General features: G+C 31.0%; 19 protein-coding genes. 12 read left to right on the plus strand and 7 right to left on the minus strand.

Annotated features, from left to right (window positions below):
* Nucleotides 1-59 precede the first annotated feature (59 nt).
* The gene (locus ASC44_RS16935; protein ID WP_055448800.1) at nt 60-641 is read right to left on the minus strand and encodes an NUDIX hydrolase; all 582 of its coding nucleotides are present in this window, start codon (nt 639-641) and stop codon (nt 60-62) included.
* A gap of 131 nt (nt 642-772) precedes the next feature.
* On the opposite strand from ASC44_RS16935, the gene pyrE reads away from it, so the two are divergent.
* Entirely contained in the window at nt 773-1,417 is a 645-nt protein-coding gene (gene pyrE / locus ASC44_RS16940; protein ID WP_055448801.1) for an orotate phosphoribosyltransferase, read from the plus strand.
* Nucleotides 1,418-1,473: 56 nt separating this feature from the next.
* Nucleotides 1,474-1,869, plus strand: coding sequence for a hypothetical protein (locus ASC44_RS16945; RefSeq protein ID WP_055448802.1), 396 nt, complete (start codon nt 1,474-1,476; stop codon nt 1,867-1,869).
* Here ASC44_RS16945 and ASC44_RS16950 read toward each other — a convergent pair.
* Nucleotides 1,866-2,597: a biotin--[acetyl-CoA-carboxylase] ligase gene (locus ASC44_RS16950; RefSeq protein WP_055448803.1), complete on the minus strand. Its 732-nt coding sequence runs from the start codon at nt 2,595-2,597 to the stop codon at nt 1,866-1,868. The genes ASC44_RS16945 and ASC44_RS16950 overlap by 4 nt on opposite strands.
* A 106-nt stretch (nt 2,598-2,703) precedes the next feature.
* Here ASC44_RS16950 and rsfS point away from each other — a divergent pair, with 106 nt between their 5' ends.
* From rsfS to ASC44_RS16980, 6 genes are all read left to right on the plus strand, one after another.
* Nucleotides 2,704-3,075 carry a ribosome silencing factor gene (gene rsfS, locus ASC44_RS16955; protein ID WP_055448804.1) on the plus strand — a complete coding sequence of 124 codons (372 nt, stop codon included), beginning with the start codon at nt 2,704-2,706 and terminating at the stop codon, nt 3,073-3,075.
* Between the two features lie 8 nt (nt 3,076-3,083).
* On the plus strand, nt 3,084-5,060 hold the full coding sequence (gene ftsH, locus ASC44_RS16960) for an ATP-dependent zinc metalloprotease FtsH (protein ID WP_055448805.1): 1,977 nt from the start codon (nt 3,084-3,086) through the stop codon (nt 5,058-5,060).
* A 109-nt stretch (nt 5,061-5,169) separates the two neighbouring features.
* Nucleotides 5,170-5,775 (plus strand): LUD domain-containing protein, encoded by a 606-nt coding sequence (locus tag ASC44_RS16965; RefSeq protein WP_055448806.1) that lies wholly within the window; start codon nt 5,170-5,172, stop codon nt 5,773-5,775.
* Between the two features lie 3 nt (nt 5,776-5,778).
* On the plus strand, nt 5,779-6,600 hold the full coding sequence (locus tag ASC44_RS16970; protein ID WP_055448807.1) for a phosphatidate cytidylyltransferase: 822 nt from the start codon (nt 5,779-5,781) through the stop codon (nt 6,598-6,600).
* Nucleotides 6,590-7,240 (plus strand): phosphatidylserine decarboxylase family protein, encoded by a 651-nt coding sequence (locus ASC44_RS16975; RefSeq protein WP_055448808.1) that lies wholly within the window; start codon nt 6,590-6,592, stop codon nt 7,238-7,240. The genes ASC44_RS16970 and ASC44_RS16975 overlap by 11 nt, the downstream gene beginning before the upstream one ends.
* Nucleotides 7,241-7,242: 2 nt before the next feature.
* Nucleotides 7,243-7,509, plus strand: a complete 267-nt coding sequence (locus tag ASC44_RS16980) for an acyl-CoA-binding protein (protein WP_055448809.1) — start codon at nt 7,243-7,245, stop codon at nt 7,507-7,509.
* Between the two features lie 384 nt (nt 7,510-7,893).
* On the opposite strand, the gene pafA is transcribed toward ASC44_RS16980, so the two are convergent.
* Complete coding sequence (gene pafA, locus ASC44_RS16985) at nt 7,894-9,555, minus strand: alkaline phosphatase PafA (RefSeq protein WP_055448810.1); 1,662 nt, start codon at nt 9,553-9,555, stop codon at nt 7,894-7,896.
* A 199-nt stretch (nt 9,556-9,754) separates the two neighbouring features.
* Here pafA and ASC44_RS16990 point away from each other — a divergent pair, with 199 nt between their 5' ends.
* Together ASC44_RS16990 and ASC44_RS16995 are read left to right on the plus strand one after the other, a co-directional pair.
* Nucleotides 9,755-10,492 carry an MlaE family ABC transporter permease gene (locus ASC44_RS16990; RefSeq protein ID WP_055448811.1) on the plus strand — a complete coding sequence of 246 codons (738 nt, stop codon included), beginning with the start codon at nt 9,755-9,757 and terminating at the stop codon, nt 10,490-10,492.
* Nucleotides 10,492-11,259 carry an ABC transporter ATP-binding protein gene (locus tag ASC44_RS16995; RefSeq protein WP_055448812.1) on the plus strand — a complete coding sequence of 256 codons (768 nt, stop codon included), beginning with the start codon at nt 10,492-10,494 and terminating at the stop codon, nt 11,257-11,259. The genes ASC44_RS16990 and ASC44_RS16995 overlap by 1 nt, the downstream gene beginning before the upstream one ends.
* 2 nt (nt 11,260-11,261) lie before the next feature.
* Here the strand turns inward: ASC44_RS16995 and ASC44_RS17000 are convergent, their stop codons facing one another.
* From ASC44_RS17000 to ASC44_RS17015, 4 genes are read right to left on the minus strand one after another with little or no spacing between them, the layout of a single operon-like run.
* On the minus strand, nt 11,262-12,767 hold the full coding sequence (locus tag ASC44_RS17000; RefSeq protein ID WP_055448813.1) for a DUF389 domain-containing protein: 1,506 nt from the start codon (nt 12,765-12,767) through the stop codon (nt 11,262-11,264).
* A gap of 3 nt (nt 12,768-12,770) precedes the next feature.
* Entirely contained in the window at nt 12,771-13,850 is a 1,080-nt protein-coding gene (locus ASC44_RS17005; RefSeq protein ID WP_055448814.1) for a mannose-1-phosphate guanylyltransferase, read from the minus strand.
* Between the two features lie 8 nt (nt 13,851-13,858).
* Nucleotides 13,859-14,458, minus strand: coding sequence for a SprT family zinc-dependent metalloprotease (locus ASC44_RS17010; protein WP_055448815.1), 600 nt, complete (start codon nt 14,456-14,458; stop codon nt 13,859-13,861).
* Nucleotides 14,459-14,504: 46 nt separating this feature from the next.
* A complete protein-coding gene (locus tag ASC44_RS17015; protein ID WP_055448816.1) occupies nt 14,505-14,780 on the minus strand; it encodes a winged helix-turn-helix transcriptional regulator in 276 nt (91 codons plus the stop codon).
* A gap of 156 nt (nt 14,781-14,936) precedes the next feature.
* On the opposite strand from ASC44_RS17015, the gene ASC44_RS17020 reads away from it, so the two are divergent.
* Nucleotides 14,937-15,449, plus strand: coding sequence for a VOC family protein (locus ASC44_RS17020; RefSeq protein ID WP_055448817.1), 513 nt, complete (start codon nt 14,937-14,939; stop codon nt 15,447-15,449).
* 162 nt (nt 15,450-15,611) lie between these two features.
* A complete protein-coding gene (locus ASC44_RS17025) occupies nt 15,612-16,868 on the plus strand; it encodes a hypothetical protein (RefSeq protein WP_241491449.1) in 1,257 nt (418 codons plus the stop codon).
* Nucleotides 16,869-16,872 lie beyond the last annotated feature (4 nt).

Below are 16,872 nucleotides of genomic sequence, written 5' to 3' on the forward strand. Positions count from 1 at the left end.
TAAGAAAAAACAAAGAATTTACTCAAAATCACTTTATGTTTTTAAACTAAATTAAACTCTTAAACCAACCTTCTTATATTAGCATAAGAATTAACCAAAGCTAGCTTAGATTTTTCATAATCCAACCATTCTACTTTAGTAATACCTTCTGCTTCTTGAGGAAGTAATTCTCCATTAAAATCGGTAATCATTTCAAACCAATACGTAATTTTAATTTTCAGTTTATCATTTCTTTTAAAAATATGATATGTAGTCTCTAAGGGCTTTACAATTTTTAATCCAGAAACGCCAGTCTCTTCTTCTACTTCGCGTAACGCAGTATCTTCTATAGATTCTTTCTTTTCAGCTTTACCTTTTGGCAAATCCCATTTATTATTTCTATAGATAAACAACACCTCCTTATCCTTATTATATACTTTACCTCCTCCAGCGATTACTGTAGGTAACTTTTTTAAGAATTTTTTTAAAATACCCTTTTCGTTATGGTGTATAAACCTAACTGATTTTATTTTTTTCTTTTTTAAAACTTTTAAAGCCTGTTCTATATCAACATCTTTTAAAAGGAAGTTTTTAAAGTCTGTTTCCTTTTCAACTAAAGTTGTTAAAATAATTGGCTTATCGTTTACAAAAATGTAATGCATATTTCGGAGTATTACGAATAGTTAGCTTTTGTAAAAATATTATTTTTATTTTACTAAGCACGTCTTAAAAAAAATTTTTTTAGCATTATAAGTAAGCTAATAAAATTAAATTATTGTTTATTTTTGCATCTATGATTTTCGACAAACACATCGCAAGACAAGCTGCCAAGGTATTATTACAAATTAATGCCATAAAATTAAGCCCTAAAGATCCATTTACATGGGCTTCAGGATGGAAATCGCCCATCTACTGCGACAACCGTATTATTTTATCATTTCCACCAGTAAGAAATTATGTTCGTGAAGAAATGGCTAAATTTATAGAACAACATTATGGAAAACCTGATGCTATTGCAGGTGTAGCAACAGGCGCTATTGGTATAGGTATTTTGGTGGCCGAATATTTAGGCTTGCCATTTATATACGTTAGACCTGAGGCTAAAGGCCATGGTCGCCAAAACCAAATCGAAGGTTTTATTGAAAGCGGTCAAAATGTTGTTGTAGTTGAAGATTTAATAAGTACCGGAAAAAGCAGCCTTAATGCTGTAAAAGCTCTAAAAGAAGCTAATGTTAATGTAAAAGGTATGGTTGCCATTTTCACCTATGGGTTTGATGTTGCTAAGGCTAACTTTGAAGCAGAAAACATTGATTTACAAACCTTAAGCAACTATGAGACATTACTTATAGAAGCGGCCGAAACAAATTATATAAAAGAAGATCAATTAGAAACTTTATCTGCTTGGAATAGTAATCCCAGTGAATGGAACGCTTCTTGATATCTAAATACAGAGAATAGCTTTTACTAAAAACAATTAACAACACTACTCTAATTATGAATTTAGAATCACAAAAAGTAACATTAAATAAATCTGCCGAAGATGCTTTCAATTTTTTAAATGACGTTAAAAATTTTGAATCATTAATGCCAGAAAATATAAGTAAATTTGAAATCCTAGGAGAAGATAAGTTTCTTTTCGCTCTAAAAGGAATGCCCGAAATTGTACTTAAGAAAAAAGAAACAACACCTTACAGCAAGATAGTACTTGGTGCTGCTGGAGGGAAACTAGATTTTTCTTTAGTAGGAAATATAACAGAAATAGACAGTAACACTAGCGAAGTTCAACTTAATTTTGAAGGTGAATTTAATGCTATGATGGCTATGATGATAAAAGGACCAATAAGTAAGTTTATTGATACTTTAGCAACCAACATGGTTACTGCTGTTTAATATAGTAATGTAATTTCGTTTAAATTAAATTCTTCAATAACCTCGTCTTCTAATAAGACTACTAAATTACCGTTTGAAGAAATACCTTTTATAAAACCAGAAAATAAAGAGCCTTCAGCATTTTTAAATGTTGAAGGTTTATTTTTTCTAAAAAGTTTAGATTCATAATCTATTTTTAAGAATTCAAAAGCATCTGACTCTAAACTTTTATAAGCAATCTTAAATTCGGTTAAAAACTTATGGAGTACTTCATCTAAATTAAAAGTTTTACCCGTGTTATTTTTTAGAGAAGTTGCAGAGCTTAGGTTATTAAATTCGGTTTGATTAACATTTAAACCAATACCAACAATAGAATATTCTAATCTATTCTGCTTAACAACATTTTCGATTAGAACTCCAGCAATTTTTTTATTCGCTGACAAAATGTCGTTAGGCCATTTTACAAATAAATTTGGAACATTGTAAGATTTCAAGGTATTATAAAGCGCAAGAGCAGTAACAATACTAAGGTAGAATTGATTAGAAAACTCTAAACCTTTAACACGCTTAAACACACTAAACGTAAGGTTTTCTCCAGATTTAGATTGCCACACCTTCCCCATTTGTCCGCGTCCATTCTCTTGTTTATTCGCTACAACTACTGTGTAATCTTCAAGTGTCTCTACACTGCTAATTTCCTTTAGGAAAGTATTTGTAGAATCGATGGCATCAAGTTTGATTATACGCATATAAATTGGTTATCTTCGTGATTAAATTTTTATAACAAATGTTTATAATAATTTTAAAGTATAAAGAACCAAAAAATAATAACTTTGCACAAATTAAATTTGATTAATGACTAAAAAACAAGCAAACATAGATACACTAATAGCAACAATTATTAGTGGTATTGAAGATGTAAAAGGAAAAGAAACAGTTATTCTAGACCTAAGAGAGATTGATAATACTGTTTGCGATTATTTTATAATTTGCGAAGGAACTTCTAACACTCAAGTTAACGCTATCGTTGGTTCAATACAGAAAAAAGTAAGTAAGCAACTAAAAGATAAGCCTTGGCATATTGAAGGTGAAGACAATGCGGAATGGATTCTAATGGATTACGTAAACGTTGTTGTTCATGTTTTCCAGAAGCATATTCGCGAATATTATGATATTGAGAGTCTTTGGGGAGATGCCAAAACTACAATTATTGAATCTAAATTTTAAAACCATTCATGGCAGAAAATAAAAAACCTCAAGCTCCAAAAAAACCTAAGTTTAATCCGTATTGGATTTCTGGAGCTCTTTTAATTGCGTTAATCGCTTTTCAAGTTTTTGGCAGTAGTGATACTAATGATAACAAAAAAATTACACCAATAGAGTTCTTTCAAACTCTAAAATCTGGTGAAATTGATCATTTCGATATTATTAAAAACACTGGATATGTAAAAGTCTATCTTACAGATGACGCAGCAAAATTAAAAAAACACGCAAAATCTGTTTCTACAGGTTTTAGTCTTGCGTCGACAAAAATGCCCAACTATATTTTTCAATATGGTGATTTAAGCAATTTTGAAGATAAGTACACTCAAATTATTGATGATAATAATTTAACCACCGAATATGACAATAATAGAGAGGAAAACATATTAGCAGATATACTAATAAGTGTATTACCTTTCTTATTACTAATTGGTATTTGGCTATTTATAATGAAAAGAATGTCTGGTGGAGCTGGTGGAGGCGCAGGTGGACAAATTTTTAATATTGGAAAATCTAAGGCTAAATTATTCGATGAGAATACTAAGGTTAAAACGACTTTTAAAGACGTTGCAGGTTTAGAAGGAGCAAAAGAAGAAGTACAAGAAATTGTAGATTTTCTTAAAAACCCAGAAAAATACACCTCTTTAGGTGGTAAAATACCTAAAGGAGCATTATTAGTTGGACCTCCAGGAACAGGTAAAACCTTATTAGCTAAAGCCGTTGCAGGTGAAGCAAAAGTGCCGTTTTTCTCATTATCTGGATCAGATTTTGTTGAAATGTTTGTAGGTGTTGGAGCTTCTCGTGTTAGAGATCTATTTAAACAAGCTAAAGAGAAATCTCCTGCCATTATTTTTATCGATGAAATTGATGCGATTGGTAGAGCGAGAGGAAAAAATGCAATGTCTGGAAGTAATGATGAGCGTGAAAACACTCTAAACCAATTATTAACAGAAATGGATGGTTTTGGTACAAATACAAATGTTATTGTATTAGCTGCTACAAACAGAGCAGATGTTTTAGATAAAGCACTTATGCGTGCAGGACGTTTTGACAGACAAATTCATGTGGATTTACCAAACTTAACCGAGAGACGTGCCATTTTTGATGTACACTTAAGACCTCTAAAAAAAGTTGAAGGTTTAGACTTAGACTTCTTAGCTAAACAAACGCCAGGATTCTCTGGTGCAGATATTGCTAACTTATGTAATGAAGCAGCATTAATTGCAGCAAGAAACAATAAAAAAGCAGTTGACAAGCAAGACTTTTTAGATGCTGTAGATCGTGTTATTGGAGGTCTTGAAAAAAGAAGTCATCTTTTCTCTGTTGAAGAGAAGAAAACAATTGCATATCACGAAGCTGGACATGCAACTGTAAGCTGGTTCTTAGAGCATGCAGATCCTTTGGTAAAAGTAACTATCGTTCCTCGCGGACGCTCTTTAGGTGCCGCATGGTACTTACCTCAAGAAGCTTACATCACTAGAACAAGTAAGTTTTTAGATGAAATTTGCGTAACTATGGGTGGTCGAGCTGCTGAAAAAATAATCTTTAATGAGATTTCTACAGGAGCATTAAGCGATTTAGAAAATGTAACCAAAAAAGCAAAAGCAATGGTTATGATTTATGGCTTAAATGAAAAGGTTGGAAATATTACTTATTATGATCCTGCTGGAGAAAGCGGTTTTGTGAAGCCTTACAGTGAAAGTACCGCTGAGCTTATTGATAATGAGATAAAAAACATTGTTGAGACAGAATACACTCGTGCTTTAGAACTTTTAACCTCTAAGCGTGATGTATTAGAAAAGTTAGCAAATAGGTTAATGGAAAGAGAAGTTATCTTCAAAGATGATCTTGAAGAGATTTTAGGTAAACGTCCTTTCGATACCATTGAAGACAAGCCTTCTCAGAAACTTGTTTCAGAAAACAAAGAAGAAAAAAAGGAAGAAGAATAGATTCCTAATTATAAAATAGTCTTAAAATCTCAAATTAACGCTTATGTTAGTTTGAGATTTTTTATATTTGGTAATTGGCCTAAAGGTGTCGGTTAATAGCAAAACATAAATGAGCATTTTTAAAAACATTTTCCGTTCTAAATCCGATAAAGAGAAAAAGGAAATTAGCAGCGATAATCGAGGTAAACACATGCCTCAAGTTGAATTACCAATAGACGAAAGTTTTACTATAAACTTTAAAGCTAATGGTGGTAAGTTTCTATATTGTGAAAACTTAGACGAAGTCTTCGAAAACACTAATCTTATTTTTAAAGAAAATAACTGGACAGATAAATCTGGGTATTTTTACGATGAAAATTTAAAAGAACGTTTTAAAGGTTTAAATTTAAAAATTGATAGCTTAAAGGAGGCAACTTATTTTTTTACGACTTGTGAGAATTTAATTGCCAACGATGGTTCGTTACTTATATCATCGCACCAAATTGCAGAATCTAAACTAATCGAGTTTCCAAACAACTTTATCGTATTTGCAACCACAAGCCAGATTGTTCCAAATATTGGAGAAGGATTACGCCAAATAAAAAACAAAAATGTACAAAAAATACCAACAAATATCACCACTATTAAACACTTTAAAGATATTGATGAAAAAGACTTTTTAACCTACGGTAGTGCTTCAAAAAACCTATATTTGTTGCTTCTTGAAGATTTATAATTAATGAAAGAAACTACTACTAGAGCACTTTCAGGAATACTTTTTATTTCGTTGCTTGTTGCATCGTTATTAAACCAACATGCATTAATAATCTTATTTTTTGTTTTTGGTATTATTGCTATTGCAGAATTTAAGAAGCTTATCAATTTAAAAAGCTTTGTTCCCTACATTATATTTACAATACTCTACTTTATATTTGGGTACTGGCAGTTACTAATGAATTCTTCGGAAGGCTTAGACGAAGCCACACAAATTTTACAAGTCATTACTATATTTGTTCAATTACTATTAATTAAGGACTTGTTCTCTGAGAAAGTAATTCCATTATTTATTACAAAACGTTTTATATTAACAACATTCTACATTTCTAGTGCCTTTGTATTTTTAATTTTAATTGCGAATTATAACCATTCTTTTTCTCCAAAACTTCTATTAGGCTCTTTTATTCTTGTTTGGGTTAATGATTCTTTCGCTTATTTAGTTGGAAAGAACTTTGGTAAACAAAAACTTTTTCCAAGTATTTCTCCAAAAAAAACTGTTGAAGGTTTTCTTGGAGGCTTACTATTTGCCTGTATTGCAAGTTATTTTATTGCAATTTATACTGAAACTCTAAACTTTAATAACTGGTTAATTTTAGCAGTAATTATTAGTGTTATTGGCACTATTGGAGATTTAATAGAGTCTAAATTTAAACGTCAAGCAAACGTAAAAGACAGCGGTGTAATTATGCCAGGTCATGGTGGTTTGTTAGACCGTTTTGATAGTATTATATTTGCAGCACCATTCATTTATTTATTTTTAAGAATACTACACTATGTTTCATAAAGAAGGCCATAAAATTATTGTCATTACTTTTATAATTATAATTGCATCTTACTTAGCGGTAGATAACTTTATTGATTTAGCATGGCTTAAATACATTGTATTTGCAACGTTAGCAGTGTTATTGTATTTAATACTTCAATTCTTTAGAAACCCAAAACGAAACACTGTTAATAATAACAATCATGTTTTATCTCCTGTCGATGGTAAAGTAGTTGTTATAGAAGAGGTTTTTGAAAAAGAATATTTCAAAGAAAAGAGATTACAAGTAAGTGTTTTTATGTCTCCTTTAAATGTACATGTAACACGTTACCCAATTAACGGAAAAGTATTATTTAGCAAATACCATCCTGGAAAATACTTAGTTGCTTGGCATCCTAAAGCAAGCGAAGAAAACGAGCGTACAACAGTTGTTGTTGAGAATGAAACCTATGGCAAAGTATTATACCGACAAATTGCCGGAGCGCTTGCAAAACGTATTGTAAACTATGCCCAGGTAGGAGATGATGCCATTCAAGGTAGTGACTCTGGTTTTATAAAATTTGGTTCTAGAGTAGATTTATACTTACCTTTAGGTACTAAAATTAAAGTAAACTTAAACGATAAAGTAAAAGGCGGCGAAAGTATTATTGCTGAATTATAAAAATGACTTCAGAAGAAATAGATATCACATTCAATGAAGCTGTAGAGCGTGTAAACGCCCATACGGAGCCTTTTCCTGCAGATTTTCTTCTACGTTTATACGCTTACTATAAAAAAGCAACAAATAATTACGAAAGACCTAGTAGTCGTACTCCAATTATTAATGCTTTTAAAACCAATGCGCTTTTTCAAATTCAGGGCATTACAAATGATGAAGCTAAGCAGACTTATATAGAACTGGTTGACAACTATTTTATTTATAGAAAGTAGACTCTTAAAGAAAAGTCTAGAATAATTAAAACACTCAATTACCATGATTTTCTCAAGTCGAATTCTAGACTAATTTGTTGGAATTATTATACACCTATTTAGAGTCATATTACTTCTAATTTAACTGAAGTTCATTTAACAATCTACAAAAAGCTCATTATAGGTTTTGTAATACTTCCTTTAACTATTAGTCCTATTGTAGTTGTCAAGTATTCGATGTTAGTCGATTCTTTTTCCTTAACTAGATTTATGGCTCAATTTACTCTCAAGGAATGAAAGTATACTAGAACAAATTCTAAAGAGTATTAAACCTCTATGTATAAGAAGTTCTTACTTTCCACGCCTATAAAATATAGGTATAAAAAGTAAAAACTTAATCATTATCTAATCTATTAAAAACCCTAAAACATTTCCTGTAGCACCGTTAGGATAACTTATTCCTAATAAAGCAGAAATTGTTGGTGCAATATCAATAATTTCAGTTTTAGTTAACGTGCTTCCTTTTTTAATTCCATTACCATAAAACAACAATGGAACATGCGTATCGAAAGTAGAACCAGAACCATGTGTCGAACCTGTTTTACTGTAACTAATTACTGCAGGATCTTTAACTAATATAATATCTCCAGAGCGTTTTTGGTGGTAACCATTTTGTAATAAGGCCTCAATTCCTCCCGAAAAAGTTGCGTTCTGCATAGTTCTAGAAGAATACACTTTATCAATATGCTTATAATTTATCACCTCGTTTACTATAGCATATTGCACATCTTTTAAATCTAAATCCCATTGTTTTAAACTTGTTCTATTTAGAAATATTTGATCATTACTTATACTCTCAATTAAATCTGAAGCCTGAAATTCTTTTTTCAAAAAGGCATTCAATTGCTTTTTAAATTCATCTTTATTAAAATAGCCGGCAGGAATTTTTGCACTTTGCAAATAAGCTGGCACTTCTACTGCTCCATGATCCGCTGTTAAAAATAGTGTATACTCTCCTACTCCAACCTGCGCATCTAAAGCTTGAAATAAACGCTCTAAATCTTTATCTAAACGAATGTAAGTATCTTCAATCTCCTTCGAATTCACTCCAAAATTATGTCCAACATAATCTGTACTAGAAAAACTAACCGTTAAAACATCTGTTATATTATCTTTCCCTAATTCCTCTGCTTCAATTGCTTTAATCGCAAAATCGGCAACAATACTATTTCCAAAAGGAGTTGCTTTAATAATATCGAATCCTTTATTTGAATCTTTCAACACAGCTAAATCATATGGGAAAGTCGCATTTTCCTGACCTTTAAAACCACCTTCAAAAACATTTAAATCACTTCCACTTTCGGTGTAAGTATCAATATCGTAAAGCGTATTCCATTCGCGTAAATAACTTTCTGCTGTATTAGTTGCATTAAATTCATTAACCCAACTAGGAAGACTGTTCATATAATATGAAGACGTTATAAAATTACCTTCATCTGCTCCTCTAAACCAATATGCAGCATTTGCAGAATGACCTGCAGGTAAAATTGCACCACGATCTTTTATAGAAATACCAATAGTCTTTCCTCGCATTTGTGTAAATAACCTGTTCTCATCTGCAAAGGTTGTTGTTTTCATTCTATGTGGAGACATTCGATCGCTATCCGTATCACTTCCAACGGCAGAAACGCTAGAATCCTCAGCACAATAAACCGTTTCTTTACTAAACTTATCATACCAATAATTAGCAATTATTCCATGATTTTTAGGTGAAGTTCCTGTGAAAATAGAAGCATGACCTGGTCCTGTAAAGGTAGGAACGTAGTTGTAATGATTGTTTTTACAATTAAAACCTTCGTTTATTAAACGTTTAAAACCACCATTACCGTACTTGTTGTAAAAACGTGTTAAGTAATCGTATCTCATTTGATCGACAACAATACCAACCACCAGTTTAGGTTTAGCATTTAAAGCAACCTCATTTTGAGTATTAGATTGGATAACTTTATTTTGGGCTGTACAATTAAAAAGAAATGATAAAAAAAATATACTTAATAGAAATCTCATGTTATGCGCTTTTGTTTTTCATTACAAAAATAAACTATTTTGAATATCTTAATTTAAAATTAGCGTTAAATACATCACACATCTATGTAAATATATTATTCTATTTTGTATAAAATTGGTTTTAGATTTTTATACTTTAGCAATTAATACAATTGGGTCCTAAAATTAATAATAAAACCCTAACTGTTTCAATACTTATATGCAATATCTACATAATATTGGTACCTATTTTTTAATGATTATAGAGCTATTTCGCAAACCAACGAAATGGTCTGTAATGAAAGAACTTATTCTTAAAGATATAGACGATTTAATAATTGGCTCCATAGGTATAGTTGCCTTTATTGCTTTTTTTGTTGGAGGTGTAGTTACCATTCAAACAGCATTAAATATAGACAATCCTCTTATTCCTAAAGAACTAATAGGTTTTGCTACACGACAATCTATCCTTTTGGAATTTGCTCCTACCTTTATGTCTATTATTATGGCTGGTAAAGTAGGATCGTTTATAACATCAAGCATTGGAACTATGCGTGTTACAGAACAAATTGATGCCTTAGAAGTTATGGGAATTAACTCTTTAAATTATCTTGTTTTCCCAAAGTTAGTTGCCATGGCATTTTATCCGTTTGTTATATCTATTGCAATGTTTCTAGGTGTTATTGGAGGCTTAATGGCCTGCATTTATGGAGGATATGCTTCTGCAGACGATTTTATAACAGGTATACAACAAGAGTTTGAACCTTTTCATATTGTTTATGCTTTTATCAAAACATTTTTATTCGCCTTTGTTTTAGCTACCATCCCTTCTTATCATGGATATTATATGAAAGGCGGAGCACTCGAAGTTGGAGAAGCAAGCACAACGTCTTTTGTTTGGACTAGTGTTGCTATTATTATTATAAATTATTTAGCAACTCAATTACTACTAAGCTAATGATAGAAGTAAAAAATTTACATAAATCGTTTGGAGATGCTCATATTTTAAAAGGTATAAGCGCAACATTTCATAAAGGAAAAACAAATCTTATTATTGGACAAAGTGGTTCTGGAAAATCTGTTTTCCTAAAATGTCTATTGGGATTATATGATTATGAACAAGGTCGTATTGAATATGACGGTGAAGTTTTCTCTAATTTAAGTGAAGACAAAAAAAGAGATATGCGTGCTAAAATAGGCATGGTATTTCAAGGCAGTGCTTTATTCGATTCTTTAACAATTGAAGAAAACGTCATGTTTCCGTTACGCATGTTTACTAAGCTTAAAAAAGATGAAATGCGCGATCGTGCAAACATTGTACTAAAGCGTGTAAACCTTGAAGATGCACATAACAAAATGCCTAGTGAAGCTTCTGGCGGAATGCAAAAGCGTGTTGCAATTGCTAGAGCAATTGTAAACAATCCCAAATATTTGTTTTGCGATGAGCCAAATTCTGGTTTAGATCCTAAAACTGCTATTGTTATCGATAATTTAATTCATGAAATTACTGAAGAAAATAATATTACAACGGTAATTAACACACACGATATGAACTCTGTTATGGAAATTGGAGATAATATTATGTTTTTAAGAAATGGTTTGAAGGCTTGGGAAGGTAGTAAAGACACAATCTTTAAAACAGACAACGAAGTCGTTACCGATTTTGTTTACTCTTCAAATTTATTTAAAAAAGTGAGAGAAGCTATTTTAAGAGAGCATAGTTAATTTTACTCCCTTACTTCAATTACTAAAGTGTCTAATTTTAACTTATACTTTAACCAAGTCTCTAATTTCTTCTGTTGATATCTATTTAAGCTATCATTAGAATTCTTCCATTTAATACTAAAGACATTAATAGTATCTATAGTCTTAAAGTTGGAGTTTAGCTTTGATGCATAACCAAAAGCTTCAAGGTTTTCATAATTAATTCTAACCTCCTCCGTTAAGCTTTCAAAAGGCATTTGACTACGTTCGAATTTTGATAATTTTCTAACTCTATCCTCTAAATAAGTGATTTTTTGTTGTTGAGACATCAAATCTAAAGAGTCGCGTGTTCGCAATTCTTCCATATAAAGCAGATTATTAACAATTCTATTTTTAACTTGGTTAACTTTTAATGTCGTGTTTTTTAATGCAGTGTAGTTATTAAAACGCTGCTGTAAGACCGCTATTGTTGCTTCTGGAATTTCATCGGCCCCAAAAGTGGTTAACTCAATAGTCGATGTTTCGTCTGGATTGTAATTAGGTTTTGCATTCGCTTTAATATAGTTTGCATTTGGCAAAGCTTCTAATTCATTATCTATAAAAGCGAGGGCATCTTTATTAAAATTACTTTTATCTAAAACATTAATAAAGGTAAGTATTGCAGGAATCATAACTAAAAAAGCAACAAAAGAGGCTAATCTAGAGATACGTTTACGCTTCGCAGAATTAGCATATTTAAGCATTGGAAAACGCAAAATCTTTAAGATTAAAAACGTTGAAAGCGCTATAAAAATAGTATTTATGGTAAACAAATACATGGCTCCCAGAAAATAATCCATGTTTCCTTTTGCCAAACCATAACCAGCTGTACACAAAGGTGGCATTAAAGCAGTACCAATAGCAACACCAAAAATTACTGAAGCTATTGTACCTTTTTTCGTACGCGCAATAATTAATGCGGCTCCACCAAAGAATGCAATTAATACATCTCGAATATCTGGACTAACACGACCTAATAATTCTGAAGTTTCTTCACTTAAAGGAAAGAAATAAAAGAATAAGAATGAAGTTAACAAACTAAGCACTAACATGGTTGCTAAGTTTATTAAAGAACGTTTTAGGGTATCAATATCATTAATTGCAATAGATAAACCAACACCCAAAATTGGTCCCATTAAAGGAGAAATTAACATGGCTCCAATAACCACAGCAATAGAATCGGCATTTAAACCTACAGAAGCGACAAAAATAGAACAAATTAAAATCCAAGCTGTTGCTCCTTTAAAAGGTATATCTGCTTTTATCGCTTCTATTGTAGCATCACGATCTGTATCGTGTCTAAAATCAAGCAACTCATTAAAGAATTTTTTAATACTTTCAAAAAAGCTTAATGCATCTTTTTTTACTGTTTCTTTAGATTCCTTTACAGCCTCGTCTTTTTTAGCAGCTTCCTCTTTTGCTAATTGTGCTTTGGCTGCTTCATCTTTAAGAGTGTCTTCAGCGAAATTAAATTTGTTTTCGTCGCTCATATATTATCCTAAATGGTCTCCAAACTGGTCTTTTACCTTTTGAAGCACTTTTTTAATATCTTGTTCTTTTCTCTTTGGATAGATAAGTAAAACATCATCTTTATCCACAATTATATAATCTTGTAAACCATCTACAACAACAACTTTACCAGCTTTGGTACGTATCATGTTACCAGAAGCATCTTCCGCTAATGTTTTCGCATTCACTATAGCATTGTTATTCTCGTCTTTATCTAATTTATCGTATAAGCTCCCCCAAGTTCCTAGATCATTCCAATCGAAAGTTGCAGGCAATACAAATACATTTTTAGTTTTTTCCATAATGGCATAATCCACCGAAATATTCTCAGCTTTACTGTAATTATCTCTTATAAAATCGTCTTCAAAATCTGTATTATAAGTATCCATCCCACTTTCAAAAAGTTGAAACAATTCTGGTTGATTATTTTTAAATGCTTCTACTACACTTTTAACACTCCACATAAAAATACCTGCATTCCATAAAAAATTACCTTGAGCAATAAAGCTTTTGGCAGTCTCATAATCCGGCTTTTCACGAAATTGATTTACAGATTTAATAGCATCTTTAGAAGCCTTATCGTATTCTATATAACCGTAACCCGTATTTGGAAATGTTGGAGCGATACCTAAAGTCATTAAGGCATCGTTATTCTCACAAAAATTAAATGCCTGTTGCACATTATCTACAAAAGCCATTTCATCTTCAATCCAATGGTCACTTGGTGCAACTATCATCACTGCATCCTTATTTTCTTTCTTAATTTTTAAAGAGGCATATAAAATACAAGGTGCTGTGTTTCGCATTGCAGGTTCTAAAACCACTTGTCTTTTAGAAACTTCAGGAAGCTGCTCGAAAACTAAATCCTTATAGCATTCGTTAGTTAAAATAAAAATATTCTCTTTAGGTATTAAAGTCGCCAAACGGTTAAACGTTTTTTGAATAAGCGTATCTCCTGTTCCAAGCATATCGTGAAATTGCTTAGGAAAATCCGTTGTACTTACTGGCCAAAACCTTGAACCTACACCTCCCGCCATTAATATAGCGTAATAATTTTTATTCATCATATCTGTTATTCCTCAATAATATCTATTTCTGCATTAGGACTGAAAAGATACACTTTTCCTGTACTAATTTCAACACATTCAAAACGTTTTACACGTTTATTCACTTTTCTAAACACCTTTTTATTCCTGAATTTAAAAACAGTACCAAATGGCACCTCAAAAATATAGGTTTTATCGTTATTTACATCAAATTGTTTTAAAGCATAAGCTAAATCCGAATCGGTATCACTACTTGCTTTTGGGTTTTTAAAATGTCGTGCCAATAATGGTAATAAATCTAGTGGAAAAACCTCTGGATTTATAAAAGGCAACATTAAATGTTGAAATGTTCGCTTCCACTCCAATCCATGTGGTTTTATAAACCTGCCAAAACTATTATACGCTTCAAAATGAGCGATTTCGTGCACAAGTGTTATTAAAAAACGATAAATATTAAGGTTATTATTTATGGTAATTTGATGTTTCCCATTAGGTAATTTTCTATAATCACCATGCCTCGTTTTACGCTCTTTTTTAATTAAAACCACTAAATTATCATGTTCTAAAAGTTCTAAAACTCTTGGAATAGCTTGACTTGGAATGTGATTTTGAATTGTTTTATGCATTGGCGCAAAAATAAGAAAATGGAATCAACTTTATAGAATTTTCCCACTAACTTCCTACATCTTCTAATCCCCATTTATCTAAACCTCTTAAAACAACCTCAAGCGATTCTCCTCTTTTGCTTAATTTATATTCTACTTTAGGAGGAACCACAGGATACACTTTTCTAGAAAGCAGTCCATCTTTCTCTAACTCTCTCACTGTTTGGGTGAACATTTTATTAGAAATTCCTGGAATTTTCTTTTGTAATACTCCCGAGCGTAATCCACCTTCTAGTAAGTGAAATAAAACCAAAGGTTTCCATTTTGTACCTATTAAATTCATTGTATAATTTAAAGGACAAGTATTATTTTTATTCAAATTAAATATTTAATGTATTGATAAATGACAATTTACTCTTTTAGGTAACTATATTACTTTTTAGTAAGTTATTGCCTATAAGACAAATATAAATTAATTTTGGAACTTAAATTAAAAATCATGACAACTAATAAAAATTACCCTAAATCATTTTCACATATTGGTATTACTGTTCCAGATATAAAAGAAGCCATAAAGTTCTATTCGGAAGTTATGGGTTGGTATGTAATTATGAAACCTTCTACAATTAAAAAAGAAAAAGAAACTGCTATAGGACAAATGTGTATTGATGTTTTTGGAAACGATTGGACAACTTTTGAAATTGCACATTTAGCAACGTCAGATGGTATTGGTATTGAGTTATTTTCTTTTCCGAATGGAATTAAAGAAGCTCCAGAATTTAATCCTTTTAATACAGGGCTATTCCATTTTTGCGTACAAGACCCAAATATTGAAGAATTAATTGAGAAAATTGTTACTTATGGAGGAAAACAAAGAATGCCTATAAGAGAATACTACCCAAAAGACAAGCCTTTTAAAATGTGTTACGTTGAAGATCCTTTTGGTATTGTTTTCGAAATCTATACACATAGCTATGAGTTAACTTATTCTTCGGGTGCTTATTCAAAATAAAGGTTACAGTCTATTTAAAAACATAACTCTTGGTTAAAATGACAACTTGACTTTGTCATTTTTTTCTTCTAACTTCGTTTAACGATTTTATATCAACGGAGCATTGTGCATAATACTAAAATCGTGCTAAAATTGAACATTTATTTTTTTGCCAAACGCGCAATGCCAACGCGCGAAAAAATGAAAGGGCTATTTTTTTTTGCCCACGCACAAAACGAAACAATGAACACATTCAATGACATAAAAGAATTGGTTACCGCTTTGAAAAGAGAGGAAAAACTGATATCTGAAATGTTTAGTAAAAGAAAATCCATAGACTACAGATTGAGTGACGCATTAGAACTCGTTGATTACGAAGAAAATCGTATTGATAAGTTAATAGAAAAATCTGTAATAAGAGAAAATGGAGGCTTATTAGAACTTGATGGTCAATTTTTGGAATTCTTTGAACAAGTCCTTTATGTTAGTGAAGAAATCAACTTGTCTTACATTGATGATAATGTCAAAACTATAAAAGAACATATCCTTTATTTTTTAAATGAGCCTAACGAAAATCGAAGATATACATATTTAAGACTAATAAAAAAAACGTTTAGAAATATGGGACTTGTCACACTGCGAAGTGTGGTTGATTTAAGAAGAAATATTGAAAACACCTTTAAAAACGAATCTAATTACAAGAACAAACAATTAAAGTTAGAACACCTTGATGAGAAAAGAACAATAGTAACAAATTTGATACAGCAAACATTGACTCTTATTAACGAGGAAGAAATAACTTTTTTTAATAGAGCCTTAGACGAAGAATTGAATAGGATTATTATTGAATTAAAACATCAGCTAGGAGAATGTTCACACAACCTAATTGAAATAGAAAAACAGATAATTGATTTTCTAAATCAAATAAAACAGCAAGGGAAATTCTTAGAGAAATTACGAAAACTAAAATACTTAAAAGATAATTTTACTATTGAAGCAGAAACTGACATTAGACAAATAGTATCAACCAAAAATGAAGTGATTTTTGAGGTAAGAACAAGTCAGCCTTTAAATTTATCTATTGATTTTCTAAGAGAAAGTGAGAAAGCTTTTGAAGCAATTAAACGAATTGCTAAACAACATAAAGATAGGTTACTCTTCAAGCCAGAAATAGCAGATAGTATTTCTAATGAATATCTTGAAAATAATATTGAGGAAGAAGTAATGATAAATCTAGAAGAAGTACGAAATCGTTTTGTTGCTACAAGTGATAATTTATTCAATTTTATTTTAAATTATGATTTTTTAAAAGATGTAGATTTTAATGAACGAGTGACAATATTTTGTCAAATAATTTCACAATATGAACAAGAATTAAAAATAAAGGACAATTTCCAAATCACCAATGGCGTTGAATATGCTATGGTATTTTCAAAATAAATTT

It is taken from the genome of Lacinutrix mariniflava (genome assembly GCF_001418015.1).
GTDB lineage: Bacteria > Bacteroidota > Bacteroidia > Flavobacteriales > Flavobacteriaceae > Lacinutrix > Lacinutrix mariniflava.